General features: G+C 62.6%; 19 protein-coding genes and 1 tRNA gene. 16 read left to right on the top strand and 4 right to left on the bottom strand.

The features are described from left to right. Nucleotides 1-30: 30 nt before the first annotated feature. From GJE22_RS06655 to GJE22_RS06690, 8 genes are all read left to right on the top strand, one after another. The gene (locus tag GJE22_RS06655; protein WP_144688536.1) at nucleotides 31-987 is read left to right on the top strand and encodes a substrate-binding periplasmic protein; all 957 of its coding nucleotides are present in this window, start codon (nucleotides 31-33) and stop codon (nucleotides 985-987) included. 168 nt (nucleotides 988-1,155) lie between these two features. Next, complete coding sequence (hpf, locus tag GJE22_RS06660; RefSeq protein WP_019128859.1) at nucleotides 1,156-1,740, top strand: ribosome hibernation-promoting factor, HPF/YfiA family; 585 nt, start codon at nucleotides 1,156-1,158, stop codon at nucleotides 1,738-1,740. Nucleotides 1,741-1,815: 75 nt separating this feature from the next. Then, on the top strand, nucleotides 1,816-2,766 hold the full coding sequence (locus GJE22_RS06665) for a DegV family protein (RefSeq protein WP_144688538.1): 951 nt from the start codon (nucleotides 1,816-1,818) through the stop codon (nucleotides 2,764-2,766). Between the two features lie 182 nt (nucleotides 2,767-2,948). After that, on the top strand, nucleotides 2,949-4,079 hold the full coding sequence (locus GJE22_RS06670) for an NAD(P)-dependent oxidoreductase (RefSeq protein ID WP_144688539.1): 1,131 nt from the start codon (nucleotides 2,949-2,951) through the stop codon (nucleotides 4,077-4,079). Between the two features lie 6 nt (nucleotides 4,080-4,085). Next, nucleotides 4,086-4,553 carry a hypothetical protein gene (locus GJE22_RS06675; protein ID WP_186297437.1) on the top strand — a complete coding sequence of 156 codons (468 nt, stop codon included), beginning with the start codon at nucleotides 4,086-4,088 and terminating at the stop codon, nucleotides 4,551-4,553. A 6-nt stretch (nucleotides 4,554-4,559) separates the two neighbouring features. Beyond that, nucleotides 4,560-5,252: a hypothetical protein gene (locus GJE22_RS06680; RefSeq protein ID WP_144688541.1), complete on the top strand. Its 693-nt coding sequence runs from the start codon at nucleotides 4,560-4,562 to the stop codon at nucleotides 5,250-5,252. 3 nt (nucleotides 5,253-5,255) lie between these two features. Next, nucleotides 5,256-6,338, top strand: coding sequence for an isocitrate/isopropylmalate dehydrogenase family protein (locus tag GJE22_RS06685; RefSeq protein ID WP_144688543.1), 1,083 nt, complete (start codon nucleotides 5,256-5,258; stop codon nucleotides 6,336-6,338). A gap of 220 nt (nucleotides 6,339-6,558) precedes the next feature. Then, nucleotides 6,559-7,731, top strand: coding sequence for a hypothetical protein (locus GJE22_RS06690; protein ID WP_144688545.1), 1,173 nt, complete (start codon nucleotides 6,559-6,561; stop codon nucleotides 7,729-7,731). Nucleotides 7,732-8,044: 313 nt separating this feature from the next. Here the strand turns inward: GJE22_RS06690 and GJE22_RS06695 are convergent. The 4 genes from GJE22_RS06695 to GJE22_RS06710 all read right to left on the bottom strand — a co-directional run bounded on the left by GJE22_RS06695 (nucleotide 8,045) and on the right by GJE22_RS06710 (nucleotide 12,511). Further along, nucleotides 8,045-8,120 (bottom strand) — tRNA-Thr (locus tag GJE22_RS06695). Nucleotides 8,121-8,378: 258 nt separating this feature from the next. Continuing rightward, nucleotides 8,379-10,061 (bottom strand): UDP-glucose--hexose-1-phosphate uridylyltransferase, encoded by a 1,683-nt coding sequence (locus GJE22_RS06700; RefSeq protein ID WP_144688547.1) that lies wholly within the window; start codon nucleotides 10,059-10,061, stop codon nucleotides 8,379-8,381. Next, on the bottom strand, nucleotides 10,052-11,242 hold the full coding sequence (locus GJE22_RS06705; protein WP_144688549.1) for a galactokinase: 1,191 nt from the start codon (nucleotides 11,240-11,242) through the stop codon (nucleotides 10,052-10,054). Before GJE22_RS06705 ends, GJE22_RS06700 begins: the two co-directional genes overlap by 10 nt. A gap of 204 nt (nucleotides 11,243-11,446) precedes the next feature. Then, the gene (locus tag GJE22_RS06710) at nucleotides 11,447-12,511 is read right to left on the bottom strand and encodes an aldose epimerase family protein (protein ID WP_144688551.1); all 1,065 of its coding nucleotides are present in this window, start codon (nucleotides 12,509-12,511) and stop codon (nucleotides 11,447-11,449) included. Nucleotides 12,512-13,103: 592 nt separating this feature from the next. Between GJE22_RS06710 and GJE22_RS06715 the strand changes: the two genes are divergently transcribed. The 8 genes from GJE22_RS06715 (at nucleotide 13,104) to agaS (ending at nucleotide 20,770) form a co-directional block, all read left to right on the top strand. Continuing rightward, nucleotides 13,104-14,906, top strand: coding sequence for a glycoside hydrolase family 35 protein (locus GJE22_RS06715; RefSeq protein ID WP_144688552.1), 1,803 nt, complete (start codon nucleotides 13,104-13,106; stop codon nucleotides 14,904-14,906). Between the two features lies 1 nt (nucleotide 14,907). After that, entirely contained in the window at nucleotides 14,908-15,372 is a 465-nt protein-coding gene (locus GJE22_RS06720) for a PTS sugar transporter subunit IIB (RefSeq protein WP_019128870.1), read from the top strand. 101 nt (nucleotides 15,373-15,473) lie between these two features. Beyond that, nucleotides 15,474-16,376, top strand: coding sequence for a PTS mannose/fructose/sorbose/N-acetylgalactosamine transporter subunit IIC (locus tag GJE22_RS06725; RefSeq protein WP_144688554.1), 903 nt, complete (start codon nucleotides 15,474-15,476; stop codon nucleotides 16,374-16,376). Next, nucleotides 16,357-17,208, top strand: coding sequence for a PTS system mannose/fructose/sorbose family transporter subunit IID (locus GJE22_RS06730; protein WP_144688556.1), 852 nt, complete (start codon nucleotides 16,357-16,359; stop codon nucleotides 17,206-17,208). The genes GJE22_RS06725 and GJE22_RS06730 overlap by 20 nt, the downstream gene beginning before the upstream one ends. 238 nt (nucleotides 17,209-17,446) lie before the next feature. Then, nucleotides 17,447-18,109: a hypothetical protein gene (locus GJE22_RS06735; protein ID WP_144688558.1), complete on the top strand. Its 663-nt coding sequence runs from the start codon at nucleotides 17,447-17,449 to the stop codon at nucleotides 18,107-18,109. Nucleotides 18,110-18,293: 184 nt separating this feature from the next. Beyond that, nucleotides 18,294-18,722 carry a PTS sugar transporter subunit IIA domain-containing protein gene (locus GJE22_RS06740; protein ID WP_019128874.1) on the top strand — a complete coding sequence of 143 codons (429 nt, stop codon included), beginning with the start codon at nucleotides 18,294-18,296 and terminating at the stop codon, nucleotides 18,720-18,722. A gap of 95 nt (nucleotides 18,723-18,817) precedes the next feature. Beyond that, on the top strand, nucleotides 18,818-19,537 hold the full coding sequence (locus GJE22_RS06745; protein WP_154324133.1) for a GntR family transcriptional regulator: 720 nt from the start codon (nucleotides 18,818-18,820) through the stop codon (nucleotides 19,535-19,537). A gap of 66 nt (nucleotides 19,538-19,603) precedes the next feature. Further along, nucleotides 19,604-20,770, top strand: coding sequence for an SIS domain-containing protein (agaS, locus tag GJE22_RS06750; RefSeq protein ID WP_144688562.1), 1,167 nt, complete (start codon nucleotides 19,604-19,606; stop codon nucleotides 20,768-20,770). Nucleotides 20,771-20,922: the final 152 nt, after the last annotated feature.

Consider the following 20,922-nt stretch of genomic DNA (forward strand, 5'->3'; position numbering starts at 1 on the left):
TCCGGCGCTTGGGATGAAGAGGATCGCGCGATGGTGGATGGATTGAAGTCGAGGCTTGTACGGGCTGCGGCGGGGGTTGCCGCCCTCGCGCTCGCGTTTGGTCTGGGGGGCTGCTCGCTTGCCACGCCGTCGCTCGATGAGGCGGTAGACGAGACGCCCGCTCAGGCGATTGCCGATTCCGAGCTCGTTCAGGCCGGCACGCTCACCGTCGCTCTCGATACGTCCGACGCTCCGCAGGTCATCACGGGTACGGATGGCGAGCTCGTAGGCTACGATATCGATGTCGCGACCGCGCTTGCCGAGAACATGGGACTCAAGGTGTCCTTCGTGAGCGCCACCTCGCCCTCGAGCGCGCTCGAGGGCGGCGAGGCCGATATCTACCTGGGCGCTACCGCTAGCGACGAGTCCGGCGACATCTCGACCGAGGGCGAGGTCCTGCAAAACGCGACCGCAATCTTCGGCATCAATACAGGTTCCACGAGTGCGGCGTCGACGACGGTGTCTGCGTCCGACCTCACGTCGGCCCGCGTGGGCGTGCAGGACGGCTCCGCTTCGCAGGAGGCACTCGCTCGCGTGAACGTCGTGGCGTCTAGCACCTACAGCAATGTGAACGAGTGCTTCGAGGCCCTTGCCGCGGGCGAGGTCGATTACGTTGCGTGCGACGCCACCGCGGGCGGCTATCTCGCTCGCTCGTACGAAGGCGTGTTCTTCGCGGGCACCATCAGCTCGTCAACCTCGTACGGTATCGCATACCTCTCGTCGTCGTCCGATTTAGCCGATGAGGTGAATAATGCGCTCGATGCCCTCGCGACCGATGGCACGCTCGATGCGATTCACCAGGCATGGTACGGCCCGGTGCCGCTGAGCCTCTCGAGCGAGGTCATCTCGGGTGTCACCCTGTCTACGGACGAGAGTGCGTCCGATGATGAGTCCGCCTCCTCGGACGGCGAGCCAACGATTACGGAGGATATCAACAGCCTCGATTAGCACCGAGTTCAAGCGTGCATTCCGTACGGCACCTAGCGCATGTGCCCGTGCGCGCTGCGCTCATTTCGATGAACGGCACGTTCCGCAGCCTCAATGGCTCATGTGATGCCCGCGCTCCGATTGGGTACAAACATCATACGTACTGTCCCCGGATAGATAGGAGCACATATGGATATCACGGTCTCGGGACGTAAGACCACGGTAACTGATGCTCTGCGCGCACGTGTTGAAGAGAAAGTCGGCGAGGCGCTCAAGGTATTCGATATCGAGCCCATGACGGCCGACGTCGTTCTACGTTACGAGAAGAACCCCTCGATTCCCGAACCTGCGATCGTGGAGGTCACCGTCCGTGCGAGAGGCTCGGTGATTCGCGTGGCCGAGCACGGGGCGGATATGTATGCCGCCATCGACCTTGCGGCCGATAAGGTCACGCGCCAGTTGCGCAAGTTCAAGACGAAGGTGGTCGACAACCGCCAGCAGGGCCCCTCGGCAGCCGAGGTTGCGCCGGTGCCGCCCGTCGACGACCTTGCCGACCTGCTTCTGCCCGAAGAGGAAGACGATCTGCTCGTGCGCGAGAAGGTCATCGACATCACCCCTATGACCGAAGAGGAAGCGCTCGTGCAGACGGACCTCATCGGACACGACTTCTATGTGTTCGAAAATGCCACGACGGGCCTCATCAATGTGGTGTATCACCGTAAGAATGGTGGATATGGCATCATCAAGCCGAAAATTGAGAGCTTAGACGAGTAAAATACGTCTACTGCATGCGTAAAGGCGGGCGGCTGTCCATGCGGGGCAGCCGCCTTTTTTGAGAAAGGCTTGTCGATGAGCACTGCCGCGTCCGAAGGGTACAAGAACCGCTGCCGTATTGCGGTCGACACCTGCAGCGACCTCACCCCCGAGATCGCCGCGACCCTCGATGTCGATATCCTAGGCTTTCCCTATATTCTCGACGGCGTCGAGAAGGCCGACGACATCTGGACCTCGATGACGCCTAAATGGTTCTACGACCAGATCCGCAGCGGCGTGAAGGCATCGACCGCGGCCATCTCGGTCGGTCGCTACCTGGAGTACTTCACCGAGTGCGCGGAAGAGGGGACGCCGACGGTGTACCTCGCCTTCACCTCTGCGCTCTCCTCGAGCTACGAGCACGCGTGCATCGCGGCCGACGAGGTGCGCGAGAAGTACCCCGATTTCGAGCTCTACGTGGTCGACAACGCGCTTCCCTGCGCGTGCGGTGAGCTCTTGGTGCTTGAGGCGGTGCGCCAGCGCGCGGCGGGACTCACGGCCGCTCAGCTCGCCGAGTGGGCGAACGAGTCCAAGACCTACGTGCACGGCTACTTCACCCTCGATAGCCTCGACTCCCTTGCGGCGGGCGGTCGCATTCCTCCGGCGGCGGCACAGATTTCCAGCAAGCTCGATATCAAGGCGAATCTGTCGTTCGATCTTTCCGGTTCGCTGACCCTCACCGGCGTTAACCGCGGGCGCAAGAAGGCGCTCAAATCGCTCGTGAAGGCCTTCAAGGAGAACTACGTCCTCGATCCGAACCTGCCCATGACCATCGTCACCTCCGATTGCGAGAAGGACGGCGACTGGCTGGAGTCGGCGATTCGCAAGGAGCCGGGCTGCGCCGACCTTACCATCATCCGGGGTGCCGTGGGCCCAACCATCGGCGCGCACGTGGGTCCGGGTATGGTTGCCGTCATTTTCTGGGGGAAGAACCGCGCCGACAAGGCATCGCTCACGGACCGTATCGCCAAAAAGGTCCGCGGGTGAGGGCTTTCGTGGCACTCCGCCTTGCCCTTCAATCGTTGGTCGGCGCCCTGAGGCGTCCCCCCTCCTCTTTCAGGGCAATTCGAAGCACCACGGAACCCCTCACGGGATGACGTGTACAAAGTTCGTGGAACGATCCATTTTGGGACGGGTCCAAAATGGATCATCTGATAGGAGAGATTAACATGGCAGATACCAAGCAGCGCGTCGCGTTTATAGGAACGGGCATCATGGGCGCGCCCATCGCGGGCCACATCATGGATGCCGGCTACCCGCTCACGGTCTACAACCGCACCGAAGCCAAGGCGCAGCCGCTCGTCGAGCGAGGCGCCGTGTGGGCAGCCTCGCCCGCAGAGGCAGTGCGCGATGCGGATGTCGTCTTCACGATGGTGGGATATCCCGAGGACGTCGAGGAGCTCTACCTGTCGAGCGACGGCCTGCTCGCGGCCTCCAAGCTCGGTGCCGTTCTCATCGACCTCACCACGAGCTCGCCCGCGCTTGCGCGCGATATCGCCGAGGCTGCAGCGGTGAGCGACCGCATGGCGTTCGACTGCCCTGTGACGGGTGGCGAGTCCGGTGCCATCGCCGGCACGCTCACGGCCATCGCGGGTGCGACCGAGCGCGACATCGAACCGGTCCGCGCGCTGCTGGAGACCTTCACCGCGCGCATCTTCTGCTTCGGCGGTGCGGGCAAGGGCCAGTCGGCCAAGCTTGCCAACCAGATCGTGCTTGCATCCTCCATGGTCGGCATGGCAGATGCGCTCTCGCTCGCGCAGCAGAGCGGCCTCGACTTGGAGCAGACCCGTAAGATGATTTTGACCGGCACGGGAGCATCGGGCGCTATGGACTCCCTTGCGCCCAAGGCGCTCGACGGCGATTGGAAGCCTGGCTTCATGGTGAAGCACTTCATCAAGGACATCCGTTTGGCGCTCGAGGAGGCCGAGGAGAAGGAGATTGCCCTTCCCGGCGCCGATACCGCGTACGCCCTCTACGACATGCTCGACGCTATCGGTGGCGCCGAGCTGGGCACGCAGGCAATCACCCTTCTCTATCAGGAGGAGGGCGATGCGGTTGCCGCCGGCCTTGATTGGTCGCTCTACACGAATGCCCATGAGCATGGCGACGAGTGCGGCTGCGGCCACGACCACGAGCGTGGCGACGAGTGCGGCTGCGGCCACGACCACGGCGAAGGCGAGCACGAGTGCTGCCATGGGCACCATCATGATGGCGATCACGAGTGCTGCCATGGCGAAGGTCACGGGCATCACGATCACGGCGAGGGCCATGAGTGCTGCCATGGGCACCATGGGAAGTAGGCGCGCATGACCGATCCCGCCTTCATCATCGCGTTCGTTCTCGTCTTCCTTTTCAGCATCTACCTGGGGTTTACCGTGGGCACGTATGCGGGGGAGAGAGCCGCGACCTCGCGCGAGTATTGGGTGTACAACCTTATCGCGTTCGTTGCCTGCATCGTTGCGACGGCTGTTCTCACCCTCATTCCGCTGCTGTGTTCGGCACCGCTTGGGTTCCTTGCAGGGTGCCTCACCGGCCTTAAGATGGGATTCGGCGAGTCGAGCGGTCCATGGAAGAAGTTCGATCGGTTCTTTAACGTCAACAAGGGCCATCGCGCCCGCGCCGCTCGGGGGAGCGGCGAGGCAACACGGCGCGCCCGCCACAAGGGAAAGGCGGCGCCGGATATGATTTCGGTCGCGCAGGAATCCGATGCCGGTCAAGGAGCCTCGCAGGGCTCGGGGCATGCTGCGCGCAAGGGCACACGTAAGAAGAGGTAGGTTCGAATGGCAGATATCACCGCGCAGGAACTCGATCCGCAGGAGCTCGCCACGCTGGCGCGCATCGAGAAGGACAACACGGCTCTCGCAGCGCTCATCGAAGACCTGGGAAGCTCGAGCCGGCGCACGCGCCAGTTTTCCGCGCGCGTTGCCGCACTGCTCGCCCAGCATGAGCCCGAGCTGCTCGCCCCGTACATCTCCGAGATGATCGACGCGCTCTATCGCCCCGAGGCGCAGACACGCTGGGAGATTCTCGACGCGCTCACCGAGCTCGTGCCCGAGCACGCGAAAGAGATCGGTGCAGCGTACGAGGGAGCCGAGACCGCCCTTTTCGACGAACTCTCTGCGACGCTCAGGCTCTCGGCATTCAAGATGCTCTGCGCGTGGGGCGCCACCGAGCGCGGCCGCTCCAAGAAGGTGTGGCCCATCGTCGACGAGGCCATCCAGTGCTATCACGGCGACCTTGAGTACCGTGACATGCTCGGCTACCTGTATGTTTTCGCCGAGGGCAAGATCGCGGGCGATGTTGCGGAGGAACTCGCCGCGCGCCTGCATTTCGATGCCGAGAACGGCAAGGGCGCCTATCTCAAGGCGCGTTCGCGTGAGATTTACGACATGCTCGTCAAGCGCTTCAAGCTCGATGCGCCCAAGAAGAAAGCGCGCGTCCAGAAGGACGATGTCGAGGACGAGGAGGAGTAGCCCATGACGCACGACGTGGTGCTCATACCCGGCGATGGTATCGGCCCCGAGATCACCGAGGCGATGCGCCGCGTGGTCGAGGCGACCGGCGTCTCCATCACCTGGCACGTTGAGCAGGCTGGCGCGGGCGTTATGGACGAGTATGGGACGCCCCTGCCCCAGCGCGTGCTGGACGCGGTGTCCAAGGTGGGCGTAGCCATCAAGGGGCCCATCACCACACCGGTTGGTACGGGTTTTCGCAGCGTCAACGTGGCTCTGCGCCATGCGTTCAACCTCTACGCCTGCGTGCGTCCGTGCCTTTCGCTTCCTGGAGACGGCTCGCGCTACCACGATGTCGACCTCGTGATCTTCCGCGAGAATACCGAGGACCTCTATGCCGGTATCGAATTCGATCCCGGCGCCCCTGAGGTTGCTGCGCTCGCCGGCCTCGTAGACCAGGCGGGCCTGCGTCCCTTCAGGGCAGACTCAGCCATCTCGATCAAGCCGATTTCCGAGGCGGGCTCGCGCGCCATCGCCGAGGCGGCGTTTGAGTATGCCGAGCGCTGCGGCAGGCGCAAGGTCACGGCGGTCCATAAGGCGAACATCATGAAGGCGACCGACGGCCTGTTCCTGCGCACGGTGCGCGAGGTTGCGTCGGAGCATCCCTCCATCGCCTTCGAAGACAAGATCGTCGACGCGGCGTGCATGGGCCTCGTGCAGGATCCGTCGGATTTCGACGTGCTCGTGCTGCCGAATCTCTACGGCGACATCGTGTCCGATCTGTGCGCGGGGCTCGTTGGCGGGCTTGGCATGGCTCCCGGTGCGAACATCGGGACCTCTTGCGCGATATTCGAGGCCACGCATGGCTCGGCGCCGGATATCGCAGGGCAAGACATCGCCAATCCCACCGCTGAGATTCTCTCGGCGGCCATGATGCTCGAGCATTTGGGCGAAGCGGAGGCTGCCGAGCAGATTCGCGCTGCCGTGCGCGCGACGCTTGCCGAGGGCGCTGTGGTGACGGCAGATGTGCGCCGTGCGCTCACGGGAAGCGCCGAGGGGGCGGCGGGTACGCGGGCATATGCCGACGCCGTTATTGCGCACCTTTAGAAATGGGCGATTGAACCCGGCTCGAGCGACCGCGCGGGCCGGGTTTATCAATTATCGGGTTAAGTAAAGCCCAAGGCGCGTAGGGCGGGCGGACGGCGGTATCCTAAACAGGATGCTGCGCAGCTGCTTGTAGCGCTGCTGCGTGCCATATCGTTTCGCGCATGCGTAAAAGCTACTGGCTCCACGGGGCTGTTCGCTGGTTATCAGAGAGGTTGGACTCATGGGTTTGATTCTTAAGAAGGATGAGTCGGAGCACGAGGTCATTGAGGGCATCGAGGTCATCGAACGCTCGGATGTGCCGGACGATCTGCCTGAGAACCCGGTAGAGCTCGTTTCTGGCGCATCTGCAGAAGATATCGCATCTGGTGACGATGAGGCGCAGGATGCCCAGGCCGAAGGCATCGATGCCGACGGCCTTGACGACGAAGACGGCTGCGAGCCCGCCTCGGGCGACGATGGCGATGGCGGCGACGATGGTGACGATGCCGACGGCGAGCCCGGAGACGACGAATCGCGCGATGCCGGCGATGACGAGCCTGCTCATACGGGCGTGCTCGCGAACGTGCCGCGCGGCGTGATGGTCGGCGGCGTGGCGGCCCTTATCATCGTTGCCGTGGTTGCTGCGGTGATCGGCTACGTGATTGGAAGCGGCGGGTTCGGCGGCACGGGTACCGGCACGGCGACGGTGGGCGAGGACCAGCTCGACACGGTGATCGCGTCCTATACCTACAACGGGGCGTCGCACGATATCACCGTGCGCAGCGCCATCGAGAGCGAGTACAGTCTCGAGTCCGCGCAAAACAGCGATGGCACGTACAGCGTTCCCTCGGCCGAGACTATCATCTCCACGGTCCGCAACAATATCCTCGTGAGCGAGGCGGAATCGCGCGGCATCGAGGTCTCGGATGACGAGATGGACCAGTTTGCCGAGTCCATGCTGGGAAGCTCCGACTACGCGACGCTCGCCACCCAGTACGGCGTCACCGAGGACCAGGCAAAAGAGATCGTCCGCGAGCGCGCACTCATTCAGAAGCTCTACAGCCAGGTTGTTCCGGAGGCGTCGACCGCTACGGCTCCGACCGAGCCCACCGCCCCTGAGAATGGCGACACCTCAACGTCCTCGGCCGAATATGCCCAGTACATCATCGACCTTGCGGGCGATGAGTGGGATTCCGAGAACAACACATGGGCGTCTACGGACGGCTCCTACTATCTGGCGCTCGGCGATGCCTTTACCGGCGATACCGCTACCTATGAGCAGGCTGTTACCGCGTACTATGTGGCGTACCAGGAGTACAGCAACCAGATGTCGGGATATACGACCACGTGGACAGACTTCGCTAACGGGCTCTTCGCCAACGCGAACATCCGCCTCTATGGCGTTTACGCGTAGTGAGCATTTCGACGTACGGGCTGTTGCGATAGGAAGATAGTTTGAGGGGCCGGAGCCGTTGCCGCTCCGGTCCCTTTTGTTTGCCGAGTTTGCTTGCCGGGCGGGATTCGGACGTGCCCTGCGTTTCCGGGCCTAATCCGGACATTGCCGGGGTTTTCGGGCGACAATTTGCCATTTTGAGGGGTCTGAGCGTCCAGATCACGCCCGAGAACGAATTACATGTCCGAAAGTCGCCCGGCAACGCGCGGGTCATCTGAGCACCATAAAAACAAAACAGCCCGGATAGGCTACCTACCCGGGCTGCAATATTCAATGGAGCCAGCAATCGGACTCGAACCGATGACCCCCGCTTTACGAGAGCGGTGCTCTACCAACTGAGCTATGCTGGCGGCCACACGCACGGCGCAAAGCGCCTGCGAACGACAATAATACGTGGAAACCGCCCACAGCGCAAGGTCACCCGCATAGAAATCCAAAAGCTATGGACAAAGCGGCAGCGGGATTGTGCCGGCGCGGCAATCTTCGGGCGCTTTTACGCAGCTCTGAGAGAAAAACCGGCACAGAATGCGAAAAAGCGCCCGAAAGAAATCGAGTGAAGATCCTCTGCTGCGGAAGGTCGGCCGCACCTGCGCAGCCGACAGGCCAGCTTACAGCGCGTCGATGAAGCGCTGCTGCGCCGCACGGCCCTCGTCGTCCCACTTGTAGACGCCGGCATCTTCGAGCACATGGCCGAAGACCTCGCCCACGCCCGCGCGCACGACGTCCTCCACGGTGTCCGCGCTTATCGGCCCGTGGGCCTCAGCAAGCTCGAGTGCCCATGCGGCGTGCGGGGCGGAAAGGGCGTCTGCCTCGAGCGCCTTGGCCAGCGCGGCGGGCTCCCCCGAAAGCTCAACGAGGTACTGCTCCACAGCCCCGAGCTCGTCAACCAGGCGGGGAGGCAGGATCGCCAGGCCCATGACCTCGATGAGGCCGATGTTCTCCTTCTTGATGTGGTGCCACTCCGCATGCGGGTGGAACACGCCCAGCGGGTGCTCGTCGGTGGTGACATTGCAGCGAAGCGCAAGGTAGAGCACGTAGTTCTCGCCTTCGCGGCATGCGACGGGGGTGATGGTGTTGTGGCGCTCGCCGTTGCTCTCCGCGATTACGCCCACAGCCTCATCGGACCAGTCGCGCCACACATCGAGCACGTGTGCCGCAGCATCGAGCAGCTGCTCGCGGTCGCGCGCCGCGAGTTTGAGCACGCTGAGCGGCCAGCGCACAACCGAGCACTCAACGTGAGGGAACCCGTCCATAGAGAATGTGGAAGCAACCTGGGCTTTCATCATGGGGAAGACGTGCCGCCCGCCCTGGAAGTGATCATGCGAGAGAATCGAGCCGCCCACGATGGGGAGGTCGGCATTCGAGCCCACGAAGTAGTGGGGGAACAGGTCCACGAAGTCGAGCAAGCGCCCCATGTTTTCGCGGTCAACGTGCATGAGGCGGTGTTCGGCGCTCATGGCGATGCAGTGCTCGTTGAAGTACGCGTACGGGCTGTACTGCAGACCCCAATGCTCGCCCCCGAGCGTGATGGGCACGATGCGCAGGTTCTGGCGAGCGGGATGCGCGCCGTTGGCCTCGCCCGCACCGCGGCCACGGTAGCCTTCGTTTTCCATGCAGAGCTGGCAGGCGGGATAGACATCGCCCGTCGCAGGGGCGGCGCCGGCCGCCGCGATGGCCTTGGGGTCCTTCTCGGGCTTGGAGAGGTTGATGGTAATCTCCAGGTCGCCCCACTGCGTGGGAGAGGTCCAGCCGATGTTTTTCGCAATGGCCGCCGTGCGCACATAGCGCGCGTCGCAGCACATGCGGTAGAACCAGTCGGTCGCTGCCTCGGCACCGTCTTCGTCATAGAGCTCGGCGAAGGTGGCGCTTACCTCGGAGGGGCGCGGCATGACAAGGTCCATCACGCGGGTGGCAATGCGATCGGCGCCCGATGGCGTGTCTTCCTCGCGCCCGTTCGCAACGCCTGCGGCGGCGATGCGCTCGATGACCGCCTCGAGATCGAAGCCATCGGTTGCGGGCAGCTCGAACTCGAGGATGCCTTCAGGGTCGGCAAGGTCGCGCGTGGGGGCAAGCGCGTATTGGTCGGCGAGCATCTCGGCCGCATGCGGAGCGCCTGGGCCGGTGGCGCCCACGCACTCGAGCACGGCGTTATAGGCCCACGTCTCATCTTCGGGGGCCAAGAGCCCGTTCGCTACGGCATAGCGCACGAGCGCTTCGATGTCTTGAGCGAGCGAGGGGGCCTGTGCGGTAGTCTGTTCGCCTGCGACGGCCTGAGCATTGTTTACAGCCATGCGTATGCAGCTCCTTCGGGCACGATGCGGTAATGACGGGAAGCGCCCTCGCCGAACCAGCTATCCATGCCGGCAAGGAAGGCGTCAACGCGCTCGACGGGAACGAAAGCCTGAATGCTGCCGCCGAAGCCGCCGCCGTGGATGCGGCAGGCGCCGCGGCCCTCGAGCAGGCGCTCGGCAAGGCCCAGCGCGACCATAGCGGACTGCTCGGGCGCGCCTCCTACAGACACGTTCTGTAGGAACATGGCGGAGCTGGCTCCGGACTCGCGCGTGAGTTCCAGGAATGCGTCGATATCACCAGCCTGGAGAGCGTCCCAGCGCTTGAGCACGAGGTCGTTCTCGCGCCAATAGTGCAGGGCGCGCAGCACCGGGCGGTCGCCCAGCTCGCGGCGCAGGCGTACGACCTCGCTGTCGAAGGCAGCAGGATCGACCTCGCACAGGCGCTCCTTGCCAAAGACGGCGGCAATCTGCTTCATCTCGGCGGGGACGGCGGCGTACTCGCCGGTCAGGGCGCTGTGGTCGCTGCCCACGTTTACCAGCACGAGCGCATAGCCCTTGTCTTCGAAGTCGAAGGCGAGCTTTTCGGTGGCAGGGGTCTCGGGGTCGGCAAAGCTCATGTGGGCGAGGCCCCCGAGTGCCTCCGCAAGCTGGTCGAGCAGGCCGCAGGGCTTGCCGAAGTAGTTGTTCTCGGTGCGCTGGGCCATCTTGGCGAGCGTCACGGCATCGATCGCCGCGCCCTCCCAGAGCGCCTCCATCGCGCGACCGAAGGCGAGCTCCACGGCTGCGGAGGACGAGAGGCCGCTGCCGGAGGGGATGGAGCTCTGCATGATGAGGTCGAAGCCTTGGGGCGTACGCCCGGTCGCGGCGAGCTCGGAGGCCATGCCGCGGGCGAGCGAGGCGGTCGTTTCCTGCTCGGTGGCCTGTACGGCGAGGTCGGAGAGGTCAATCTCGAAGCCGCCGTAGCCTACGCTCTCGATACGGGCGGTGCCGGTGCCGTTGAGCGCGCAGACAGCTTCGATGCGCGCGTCGAGCGCGCCGCCGATGACGTCGCCGCCCTCATGGTCGGTATGGTTGCCAGCGATCTCGGACCGTGCGGGCACGGTCACGGAAAGCAGGGGGTTGCCGGTGTTGCCGAAGTGCTCGGCAAAGCGGTCTACGAGCGGCGTTATTGGTGAAGACATTGGTTCCTCCCTTTCCTGAGGCTGATGCTGACGATGGTGGCGGATCCATATAACAGGGGACGGCTTGTCGATGCCATGGGGCGGACTGTGGGCGAAGCGAGGCCGTTGCCTTGCTCGTGAGGCTCGGCGCCGCGTGCGCCATGCGGCCGTGAGGTCGTGCGACCGGGGCACCGCGTGCGCTACCAAGGCACCGTGTGCGCCCCGCTATGCAGTGAAGAAGCGATATTCGTTGTGCGCGCGATAGGGGTGCGCCTCATCGAATATCGCTTGCGGGAAGGACGGATGCGAGGGCGTTGCAGGGTAGAACTGCGGTTCCAGCGCGAATCCCTCCTGCACGCGGTACGTGCAATCGCCTTTACCGTGATCTTCATCGAGGAAGTTGCCGGTATAGAGCTGCATGCCGGGAAGCGAGGTCCAAACCTCCATGCCGCGTCCGCTCACGGGGTCCAGGACGCGCACCGCGAAGCGGGCAGAGCCTCCATCCGCGGCGTTCGCCGTATAGCCATCGATGCAGAAGCAGTGGTCATAGCCATGGGTGAGCGCGAGCTGTTCGTCGCTGCCGGCGATGTCCTTCCCAATGAGCTTGGGTGCACGGAAGTCGAAGGGTGTACCCTCAACGGGCCGGAGCTCACCGGTAGGTATCGAGGTCGCGTCGATGGGCAGATAGCGTTCCGCGGCAATCTGCAGTTGCTGGCTGTGGACCGAGCCCGAGCCCGCTCCCGACATATTGAAATACGTGTGGTTCGTGAGGTTGAAAAACGTCGCCGTGTCGGTGGTGGCGGTGTAGTCGGCCAAGAGCCGCATCCTGTCGAGCGCGTAGCGCACCGTGAACGTGCGGTTTCCGGGAAGCCCGTAGGCACCGTCGTCGACAGCGCAGGTGAACGTTATCGCGCATGTGTCTTCGTTAACATCTGCGTCCCAGATAAGCGCGTGCAGCCCGCAGGCGTGGTCGGTGTGCAGGTTGTTGCTGCCCTCGTTGCGCGGCAGGTGGTAAACCGTGCCGTCGATGGGCACCTCTCCGCGGAAAACGCGGTTGGCGCTCGGGCCAACGGTTGCGCCGAAGAAATAGGGTGTGTTGGGATAATATGCCGCCGCATCATCGTAGCCGAGCACGATATCGGCGAGCTCGCCTTGCGACCCCGGTGCATCGATGCCCACGATAGTCGCTCCCAGGTCGGTCACGCGCACGGTGATCTGGCCGTTGCTCAATAGGTACAACGTTGCGGAATCTCCGGTTGGAAGGGTTCCGAACGGTTGCGACTCGATCATGACGACAGCCTCCAACCCCCGCCCACCGCTTTTACGATGCAGCCACTCAAGCGATGCGACGGATGCAATATGAGTATGTGCGCATGAGTAGCATAGCGCACCTGCACCGGCTTGCAGTCCGAAGAATGCCGGTCTTGCGGGGAGTGGGGGCGAAAGGGCCTGTGTTTCAAACGCGTCTCGAAAGCGTTGCGATTCTGGGGACCGCTGGCCGGACGAAGGCGACCGTTCACGGAAGCTTCATACTATGCGTCATGGAGAGGGGAGGGCGGAGCGCTGAGAATCACGTTTCCACTGGTATACCTACTGGTTAAGTGGTTGTAACCACCTCGAAATACGATGCACTTGTATCAAAAATGAGTACCACCTTTCTCATACCAATTTACCTGCGGAAATAAAGATTTACCGCTCATGGGCAAAAACCAACCGTTCGCAGGCGCTTCATAAGTTTTCAATTTTTGTGGTGAGAATGTGGTTATACTGGTCTACCTGAGGCACCAATCTGTCACGCCGACAGGGTGCCGTGAAGGCGAAGGGACCGTGAGAATCAAGCCCGGTCTGCGCCTTGGTCGATTCGCTTGCCGTTGGGAGGGTCATGCACACCTTTGAGATCAGCAATGAGTTCCTACTTGATGGGGAACCTTTCACGATCCTCTCTGGTTCGATCCACTACACGCGTGTCCATCCCACCGATTGGCACCATTCCCTCTATAACCTGAAGGCCATGGGTTTCAACACGGTTGAGACCTACGTGCCGTGGAACATGCACGAGTCCGAGCCCGGTGTATTCGATTTCGCCGGCATCAAGGACCTCGCGCGCTTCCTCGACGAGGCTGCCGAGCTTGGCCTTTGGGCCATCGTGCGTCCCAGCCCCTTCATCTGCGCCGAGTGGGAGTGGGGCGGCCTGCCCGCGTGGCTGCTGCCCGAGCGCTCCATGCGCGTCCGTGCGAACGACCCCGCCTTCCTGGCGCACGTTGCGAGCTACTACGATCACCTCATGCCCATCTTGGTGGAGCGCCAAATTGCCCATGGTGGCAACATCATCATGATGCAGATTGAGAACGAGTACGGTTCGTACTGCGAGGATAAAGACTACCTGCGCGCCATCCGCGACCTCATGGTCGAGCGCGGCGTGGATGTGCCGCTCTGCACCTCCGACGGCCCGTGGCGCGGTTGCCTGCGCGCGGGCACCCTCATCGATGACGACGTGCTCGCAACCGGCAACTTCGGTTCGCGTTCCGCGGAGAACCTCGCTGCCCTCAAGGCCTTCCACGAGGAGCACGGCAAGAACTGGCCCCTCATGTGCATGGAATTCTGGGATGGCTGGTTCAATCGCTGGGGCGAGAACGTGATTCGCCGCGATGCTCAGGACCTCGCCGATTGCGTGCGCGAGTGCCTCCAGGTTGGTAACGGCATCAACCTCTACATGTTCCATGGCGGCACCAACTTCGCCTTCATGAACGCCTGCTCCGCGCGCCATACGCACGATATCCATCAGGTGACTTCGTACGATTATGATGCGCCGCTCAACGAGGAGGGCAATCCCACCGAGAAGTGGTATCTGCTTCGCGATGTGGTGCGTGAGCTCTTCCCGAGCGCTTGGACCGGCGAGCCCCTCATCAAGGATGCCGTCGCCGTCGAGAGCATCGAGTGCAAGGAGCGCGTGAGCCTCTTCAACGTGCTCGACGCCCTCTCCGAGCCCGTTACCTCTCAGTATCCGCAGCCCATGGAGGACCTAGGCCAGAGCTATGGCTATACCCTCTACACGACGCAGATTGAGCGCGATACCGCGCCGGACGCCGAGGAGCGCATCCGCGTGATCGACGGCCGCGACCGCGCCAAGGTGTACGTCGAGGGCACCTGTGTTGCCACGCAGTACCAGGAGCATATCGGCGAGGACATCAAGTGCGTGCTTCCCGCCGAGCAGAACCGCCTGGACATCCTCATGGAGAACATGGGGCGCGTGGGTTACGGCCACAAGCTGCTGGCCGATACGCAGCACAAGGGCATCCGCACGGGCGTCTGCGTTGATCTTCACTTCATCACCGGTTGGGAGCAGCGCTGCCTGCCGCTCACCGACATTTCTGGCATCGATTATTCCGCTGGGTTCGAGGAGGGCCAGCCCGCCTTCCACCGCTTCGAGTTCAATCTCGATGAACCCGCCGATACTTTCATCGACACGACGGGCTTCGGTAAGGGCTGTGCGTTCGTGAACGGGGTGAACGTCGGGCGCTTCTGGGAAGTTGGCCCCATCATGACGCTCTATGTTCCCCACGGCTTCACGCGCGCCGGCGTGAACGAGCTCGTTTTGTTCGAAACCGAGGGCGTGTACGAGAGCACGATCTCCCTGCGCTCAGAGCCCCTCATCAGGCATCTTGAGAAAGAAGGAGTTGAGTAACATGATCGTAGGCGCTCGTATCGATTTCCGTCTGATTCACGGCCAGGTCGCGAACCTGTGGGCCAACGCCCGTCAGGTGAGCCGCTTCATGGTCGTCGACGATCAGGTGGCTGAGGACGCCACCCAGAAGCAGGTGCTGCGCATGGCGACTCCCGCCACCTGCAAGCTCTCCGTGCTTCCCGTGGAGAAGGCCGCTGCCAACATCAACGCTGGCAAGTATGACGCTCAGCGTCTGTTCATCGTGGCCAAGAAGCCCGAGACCTATCTACGCCTGCTCAAGGCCGGCGTGAAGCTCGACGAGATTATCGTGGGCAACATGACCACGATGGATAGCGTCAAGAAGTTCGGCCTCAACATCAACTGCGACCAGGGCGACCTCGACGCATTCGCCGAGATCCAGGCCATGGGCGTGCCCATGGTTATGCAGCTCACGCCGCAGAACACCCCGGAGAAGTTCACGGTTTAACTTCCCGGACGCCAATTTGGCGCTACGCCGCGAGGGGAGATGCGCGGCTGTCCATAGCGTAGGAACGTATTGTTTCGAGAAATGTTAGAAGGGGGAAAACCATGATTGCTTGGTGGCAGATTATCTTGCTCACCCTGTACGCCGGCTTCCAGATCATGGACGAGCTGCACTGGTACTCCAGCGCCGGCTCCGCCGTGTTCTCCGGCTTCATCACGGGCCTCATCATGGGCGACATGGCTACCGGTCTCTACATCGGCGGCTCCATGCAGCTCACCATCCTCGGCGTCGGCACCTTCGGTGGCGCGTCCCGTATCGATGCTAACTCCGGTACGCTGATCGCCACGGCCTTCGCCGTGAGCTCCGGCATGGACCCGGAGCAGGCGCTCGCCGTCCTCGGCGTGCCCGTGGCGGCCATCCTCGTCTACACCGACATCGCCGGCCGCTTCGCCAACACCTTCTTCGGCCACATGTGCGACGCGGACGTCGAGAAGATGAACTGGAACGCCTACAACGTGCACTACTGGTTCGGCGCCGTCTCCTGGATGCTCAGCCGTATGCTCCCGGTCTTCCTGGCCCTCGCCTTCGGCCAGCCGGTCGTCGAGGCCATCACCGCGGCCCTCAACGGCGACTTCGCCTGGCTCGGCGCCGGCCTGACCGTCGCTGGCGGCGCGCTGCCCGCGGTCGGCTTCGCCATCCTGCTCCGCTACCTGCCGGTTAAGAAGCACATCGCCTACCTCATCCTCGGCTTCGTCATCGCCGCCCTCCTGGGCACGCTCTTCACGAACGTCGCGGGCGTGGCTGGCGACGTGGCCACCCTCGGTGGCGCCGTCACCCTCCCCGAGGGCACCGCGCTCGCCGGCGGCGACTACAACAGCCTGTCGATGCTGACCATCGCGCTCATCGGCTTCGCGCTGGCCTACATCTACTACGTGCAGAACAAGGCGCAGGCTGCTGCCCCCGCTGCGGCTGCCGCTGTGGAGGGAGATGATGACGATGAGCTCTAATGAGAAGCTTCTCCCGAACGGGACCACGGGCTATAAGCTCACGAAGGAAGACTTCGCGCAGATCAACCGCCGCAACCTCATCGGTTTCCAGGCTGGCTGGAACTACGAGCGTATGCAGCACTCCGGTTACCTGTGGATCATTCTTCCGCAGCTCCGTAAGATCTACGGGGACAACACTGAGGGCCTGAAGACCGCTGCTCGCACCCACTGCGCGCCGTTCTTCAACACCTCCAACTTCCTCAACACGATCATCACCGGTATCGACCTGGCGATCGAGGAAGAGGAAGGCCTGCAGAGCCTCGAGACCGTCGCTTCGCTGAAGACCGGCCTCATGGGCCCGCTCGCCTCCATCGGCGACTCCATTTTCGGCTCGCTGCTGCCCACCATCTTCGGTGCTCTGGCCGCTAACATGGCCATCGCCGGCAACCCGATCGGCATCTTCATCTGGATCGCCGTGAACGTCGTGGTCGACTGGTTCCGCTGCAAGCAGACCCACATCGCCTATGACCAGGGCATGAAGCTCGTCACCACGATGAGCGACCAGCTCAACGCCATCACCGACGCCGCTACCGTCATGGGCGTGTTCATGGTGGGCGCCCTCGTGTCCACCAACGTCGGCATCGTCATCTCCGCCCCGATCGACCTGGGCGGCGTGACCGTCGACCTGCAGCACATCTGCAACATGATCTGCCCGAAGCTCGTGCCCGCCGCCCTCGTGGGCGCCGTGTACTGGCTGCTCGGCAGGAAGGGCATGACCTCGACCAAGGCGATCTTCATCGTCCTGATCATCGCCATCGTCCTCGGCGGCCTCGGCTGGATCGCCAAGGGCTAAGCCTCTCTGCTTTGCTCGGTGCCCGTTCGCTTGCGGGCGGGCACCGTTCCCTTCGGGGATTGCGAACAAGACGGGTGCACACCTCACGGCTGGAGCCTTGCTTCGCCACGTTCTCCCAGGAGGTGCGCGCCCGTTTTTTCGTATCATATGACTGCGCTGGCGTGAGCCGGCGTATCGCGCACGGGGCGCACGCCCGCAGCTGCGCGTGTCATACGAGTTCGGTCGAAAGGTTCTATTCGTGAGACCAGAAGTCATCATCTTCATCGCCATCGTGGTCGTCTACTTCTTGGCGAGCACCATTCTTCGCCATTATCTCGATGTGAAGATCCAAGCGCTTTATTCGGCTGGGCTCTATGATGATGCGTTCAAGACGCTCAATAACTTTTTTGCTCGAATTCTGCTGCCCACCTTCAGGCAGTACACGCTGCGCTTCATGGTTCACGAGGCGCGCGGTGAGCGCGAGATGGCAACGCGCATGATGGAGCTCATGCTGCGCATGCGCAATTCCAAGAAGCGCCAGGCGCAGGTAACCGTCATGGGGTTCAACTACTTCATCACCATCGACGACAAAAAGCGCGCCAAGGAGCTGCTGAGCGATGTCAAGCAGCGCTGCGACCAGGCCGTTGCGGCCGATTGCCAGCTCACCTACGATATCATGTGCGGCAAGCGCCATGACTATATTGAGCGCATGGAGGGCATGCTCGATAGCGCGGATCCCGCGCTGAAGAGCAAGCTTTACCTGCTCATCGCGAAGCAGTACCGCAATGCCGGCGATACCAAGAGCGCAAAGAAATACGAGCAGATGCTCGATGACCTTGCAAAGGAATTCGAGGCCTCGATGCCCACCGCGGGCATTGGTGGAAATGCTGGCAACGCGCCGGCAGACAAGAAGGACGCCTAGGAAGGCGCCACCGTGCTCGGTTCAAACGACCGAGCCCCCATGGGAAAACTCAACGCTCGCTCTGAACGAGCCTAGAGTTTTCGAACAGCTGGTAGTAACCAGTTACCACTCGCAGGCGGTAACAGCAGATGGACCGGAGCCTCGCGAGCGCAAGCGAACGGTCCGCCTTTGAAAGGAGTATTTGATGATCGGCTTCATTCTTACCGGCCACGGTGACTTCTCCCTCGGCGTGAAGAGCGCTGTCGACATGGTCGCCGGCGATCAGCCCGCGTTCAAGGCCGTGCCCTTCGAGGGTTCCCAGGCCGCGACCTACGGTGAGGACCTCCGTGCCGCTATCACCGAGATGCGCGAAGAGTGCGAGGGCGTCCTCGTGTTCTGCGACCTGCTCGGCGGTACCCCGTTCAACCAGTCCATGCTCATCTCCCAGGATGTCGACAACGTCGAGGTCGTCGCTGGCACCAACCTTCCCATGCTCATCGAGCTCGTCATGACCCGCAGCTTCGCGAACGCCACGCTCGAGGAGATGGCGGAGCAGGCGGTAACCGTTGGCCAGGCTGGCGTTTGCCACAAGAAGCTCGAGCCGGCGGGCGACGACGAAGACGACGAGATGTAGGATGCACCGCTCACCCTTCGGGCGGTAGCGCCATGTAGGGCCGAGAGGATGCCGAGACGTTTACGCGGAAAGGAAGGGCTTTTGTGGCTGTGAACATGAGACGCCAGCCGCTGTATGATCAGCTGGTCGATATTCTCTCCGAGAAGATCGAGTACGAGTACCGGCCGGGTGACCTCATGCCTTCCGAGCGCGAACTCTCGGAACGCTACGGTTTGTCGCGTACGACCGTGCGCTTGGCCTTGCAGGAACTTGAGCAGTTGGGGCTCGTGGTGCGCCAGCACGGGCGCGGCACCTTTGTTGCCGATCGCTCTGCACAAACCACGAACCTCATGCAGTCCTATAGCTTCACCGACCAGATGCGTGAGATGGGGCGTGAGCCGCACACCACGATCTTGGAGTTCAGCGAGATTGAGGCAGACGCGAACCTCGCCGACCATCTGGGCGTTCGCGAGGGCGACAAGCTCTTCAAGCTTAAGCGCCTGCGCTCTGCGGACGATATTCCCATGATGGTGGAGCGCAGCTATCTGCCCATGCGCAAGTTCCTTTCGCTCAAGCGCCCGCTGTTGGAGAGCAAGCCGCTGTACGAGGTTATCGAGCACGACTTTCACGAGAAGATCCGCGTGGCCGAGGAAGAGTTCTTCGCGAGCATCGCGCGCACGGCCGATGCCCATCTGCTCGGCATCAACGAAGGGGCTCCCGTGCTCGACCTCGTGCGCACCACATTCAACATGAGCAACGAGATCGTGGAGTACACGCTTTCGGTTGCCCGTGCCGACCAGTTCAAGTACAAGGTCTACCACCACCGGGGAGAGTAGGCTGCGGGTTTAGAGCGGCGCGGGCGTATGGACCCGGATGATGACCATAGATAAGGGGAAACGCAGATGTTTACTAAAACCGTCGAGGAGCTGAAGGAGCTCGGTGCCGATATCACGACCGCCGAGATCATGCAGCAGCCAGATCTTTGGGAGGACACCTTCCAGATCTATGCCGATAACAAAGAGGCCATCGAGGCCTTCCTCGCATCGGCCAAGGCCATGGCCGAGGGTCGTGTCTCGGTGATCTTCACTGGTGCCGGCACGTCCGACTATGTGGGCGATACGGTCGCGCCCTATCTGCGTCATGCAGGCGATACCGACGCGTACGATTTCAAGCCGATCGCTACGACCGATATCGTCTCGGCGCCGCGCGACTTCCTTCGTCCCGAAGACCCGACGATTCTGGTGTCGTTCGCTCGCTCCGGCAACAGCCCCGAGAGCCTTGCCGCCGTCCAGGTTGCCAAGAGCTACGTCAAGAACATCAAGTTCCTGAACATCACCTGCGCGCCCGAAGGCAAGCTCGCCGTGGAGAGCGCGGGCGATCCGGATGCGCTTACCCTGCTCATCCCGCGCGCGAACGATAAGGGCTTCGCGATGACCGGCAGCTACAGCTGTATGGAGCTGCTCTCCGCCCTCATCTTCGATACTTCCTCCGACGAGCAGAAACTCGCTTGGGTGCGCGAGGCGGCGGAGATGGGCCGCGAGGTCGTGGCTCGCGAGGACGAGGTCGCCGCGTACCTGGCCGGCGACTTCAACCGTGTGACCTATCTGGGTTCCGGCTCCTACGTGGGCCTTGCCCAGGAAGCGCAGCTCAAGATTCTCGAGCTCGCCCATGGTCTCGTTGCGACCTCGTGGGATAGCTCCATGGGTTATCGCCATGGGCCCAAGAGCTTCGTGGACGACAAGACCCTCGTGTTCGTGTTCGTGAACAACGACGCCTACACCCGCCAGTACGATCTCGACATCTTGAACGAGATCGCAGGCGACGAGATCGCGCAGAAGACCGTCGCGATTCAGCAGGCTGGTGAGACCGGTTTCGCGGGTGAGTCCTTCACCTTCGAGGGCCATGGCGAACTGCCGGAGGCCTACCTGGCACTGCCGTTCGTGATGGTTGCCCAGACGGTGTCGCTCATCAACTCCGTGCGCGTGGGCAACACCCCCGACACGCCGAGCCCCACCGGTACGGTGAACCGCGTGGTGAAGGGCGTGACCATCCACCCTTTTAGCGCCTAACTAACCCGAACGGCCTTTCCAGCCGCTGCGACTTCGCCCTCATTCGTCGCTTGCGTGGAAAGGCCGTAAACCGGTCATTTTGGGACGTGTTCAAAATGACCCAAATGGAGCGTTTTGGGACAGGTTGACCTGACAAGCGAACCCGTCTCCGA

The organism is Enorma shizhengliae (assembly GCF_009676995.1).
GTDB lineage: Bacteria > Actinomycetota > Coriobacteriia > Coriobacteriales > Coriobacteriaceae > Enorma > Enorma massiliensis.

What these genes read in the sequence shown, in the direction of transcription:
- GJE22_RS06675 (WP_186297437.1), top strand. Translation starts at nt 4,086, where the DNA reads ATGACCGATCCCGCCTTCATCATCGCGTTCGTTCTCGTCTTCCTTTTC.
- GJE22_RS06690 (WP_144688545.1), top strand. Translation starts at nt 6,559, where the DNA reads ATGGGTTTGATTCTTAAGAAGGATGAGTCGGAGCACGAGGTCATTGAG.
- GJE22_RS06685 (WP_144688543.1), top strand. Translation starts at nt 5,256, where the DNA reads ATGACGCACGACGTGGTGCTCATACCCGGCGATGGTATCGGCCCCGAG.
- GJE22_RS06670 (WP_144688539.1), top strand. Translation starts at nt 2,949, where the DNA reads ATGGCAGATACCAAGCAGCGCGTCGCGTTTATAGGAACGGGCATCATG.
- GJE22_RS06655 (WP_144688536.1), top strand. Translation starts at nt 31, where the DNA reads ATGGTGGATGGATTGAAGTCGAGGCTTGTACGGGCTGCGGCGGGGGTT.
- agaS (WP_144688562.1), top strand. Translation starts at nt 19,604, where the DNA reads ATGTTTACTAAAACCGTCGAGGAGCTGAAGGAGCTCGGTGCCGATATC.
- GJE22_RS06705 (WP_144688549.1), bottom strand. Translation starts at nt 11,242, where the DNA reads ATGTCTTCACCAATAACGCCGCTCGTAGACCGCTTTGCCGAGCACTTC.
- GJE22_RS06710 (WP_144688551.1), bottom strand. Translation starts at nt 12,511, where the DNA reads ATGATCGAGTCGCAACCGTTCGGAACCCTTCCAACCGGAGATTCCGCA.
- GJE22_RS06730 (WP_144688556.1), top strand. Translation starts at nt 16,357, where the DNA reads ATGATGACGATGAGCTCTAATGAGAAGCTTCTCCCGAACGGGACCACG.
- GJE22_RS06720 (WP_019128870.1), top strand. Translation starts at nt 14,908, where the DNA reads ATGATCGTAGGCGCTCGTATCGATTTCCGTCTGATTCACGGCCAGGTC.
- hpf (WP_019128859.1), top strand. Translation starts at nt 1,156, where the DNA reads ATGGATATCACGGTCTCGGGACGTAAGACCACGGTAACTGATGCTCTG.
- GJE22_RS06665 (WP_144688538.1), top strand. Translation starts at nt 1,816, where the DNA reads ATGAGCACTGCCGCGTCCGAAGGGTACAAGAACCGCTGCCGTATTGCG.
- GJE22_RS06700 (WP_144688547.1), bottom strand. Translation starts at nt 10,061, where the DNA reads ATGGCTGTAAACAATGCTCAGGCCGTCGCAGGCGAACAGACTACCGCA.
- GJE22_RS06740 (WP_019128874.1), top strand. Translation starts at nt 18,294, where the DNA reads ATGATCGGCTTCATTCTTACCGGCCACGGTGACTTCTCCCTCGGCGTG.
- GJE22_RS06725 (WP_144688554.1), top strand. Translation starts at nt 15,474, where the DNA reads ATGATTGCTTGGTGGCAGATTATCTTGCTCACCCTGTACGCCGGCTTC.
- GJE22_RS06715 (WP_144688552.1), top strand. Translation starts at nt 13,104, where the DNA reads ATGCACACCTTTGAGATCAGCAATGAGTTCCTACTTGATGGGGAACCT.
- GJE22_RS06745 (WP_154324133.1), top strand. Translation starts at nt 18,818, where the DNA reads ATGAGACGCCAGCCGCTGTATGATCAGCTGGTCGATATTCTCTCCGAG.
- GJE22_RS06680 (WP_144688541.1), top strand. Translation starts at nt 4,560, where the DNA reads ATGGCAGATATCACCGCGCAGGAACTCGATCCGCAGGAGCTCGCCACG.